General features: G+C 40.6%; 1 protein-coding gene. It reads right to left on the bottom strand.

Annotated features, from left to right (window positions below; all coding sequences use genetic code 11):
• Positions 1 to 155 precede the first annotated feature (155 nt).
• Positions 156 to 1,298 (bottom strand): cupin domain-containing protein (locus B4H32_RS11500; RefSeq protein ID WP_286803163.1); only part of this gene is annotated, 1,143 nt, incomplete at its 5' end.

The raw sequence follows: 1,298 nt of genomic DNA, 5'->3' as shown, positions 1-1,298 counted from the left end.
GAATCCGTCAATGCGTAAGTCTTATTCTAATTCAGGGAATAAAATGTAGCTCTTATCAAAAACAGGTTTTTGGGTCGTATTGGATTAATGAGGGCCTTTGATATTTTGCAGGCCCTCATTTTTAGTGATTCATTTAATAGCTATACTTTTCAAGTTTAATTGGGTGGTAACAGCATTAAAATGGCATCATTCAGCAACTGGGCAATATCTTCCCGTATTTCAGTATCATTCAACTGTTTATCAAATATCAGGCTTTCACCATTGGCTAGTTGCTGTAGTTGTTTTTCAAACGCTTTAGAAACACAAACAGGTTCGCCATTTGCCCAAAACTCTAATGATCCATTTTGCTGTCTGTAAAGTAGTTTCATCGCTGGTTCAAGCATCAATGCATAGCCTGCATCCACGATTTCAATCAGGTCATTTGCCTCAATTTCTTCTGGTTCAGGAATATTGTCTGGATATTTGACTTCGCTCATATATGCCATAATCGCCGCATCAAATTCAGGTGCCTGTCTCAGATAATCGAGGAGCTGACTTTTTAAATAACTAAATTCGGTATCGTTGATTTCACCGATTGTCGTTGCAGGCTGGCGGGGAGTATCCAGCAATGGATTTTTCAGTAAGGTGTTTTCCGCAAACTGGTCACTGATTCGATCCATCATTTCTGCGAGGTTGGGCATACGGAAACCAAATGAAAAAGTCAGGCATTCATCTTCCGCAACACCGTAATGGGAAAGTCCAGGTGGTACATAAAGTAAATCACCTGGTGCAAGAACTTCATCAAAATGAACATCCATTTCAGGCAATAATTTTAAAGGTTGATCTGGCACAAACTCGGTTGATTCGTCACACATTTGACCCAACTGCCAGCGGCGATGACCATGTCCTTGTACCAGAAAAACATCATAAAAGTCGAAGTGTTTGCCAACTGATCCGCCTTTGGGTGCGTAGGACACCATAATGTCATCACGTCGCCATTGCGGAATAAAAGGAAACTTTTTCCAAAGCTCTGAAATATCAAAGGAATAGTGATCAATCGCTTGAACTAAAATTGTCCATAAATTTGGCAATTTTTGAAAATCACCTTTGGTTAACGGCGAGGATTTAACATGCCATTCATTCGGGTTCTTGTTTTTTTGACGGATCAAACGTGCGCTGACTTGCTCTTCCAATGCCAGCTCCCTGACATCATCAGGTTCAATCAGCCCAACAATTTCGGGCATTGCGTTACGTACAAGCAGTGGTTTTTTTTGCCAGTATTCAGTTAAAAATTGTTCTGCGGTAATACCGCCCAATAA

The organism is Acinetobacter sp. UBA2063, from assembly GCF_002333245.1.
GTDB lineage: Bacteria > Pseudomonadota > Gammaproteobacteria > Pseudomonadales > Moraxellaceae > Acinetobacter > Acinetobacter parvus.
This window is presented reverse-complemented; position numbering and strand designations above follow the sequence as displayed.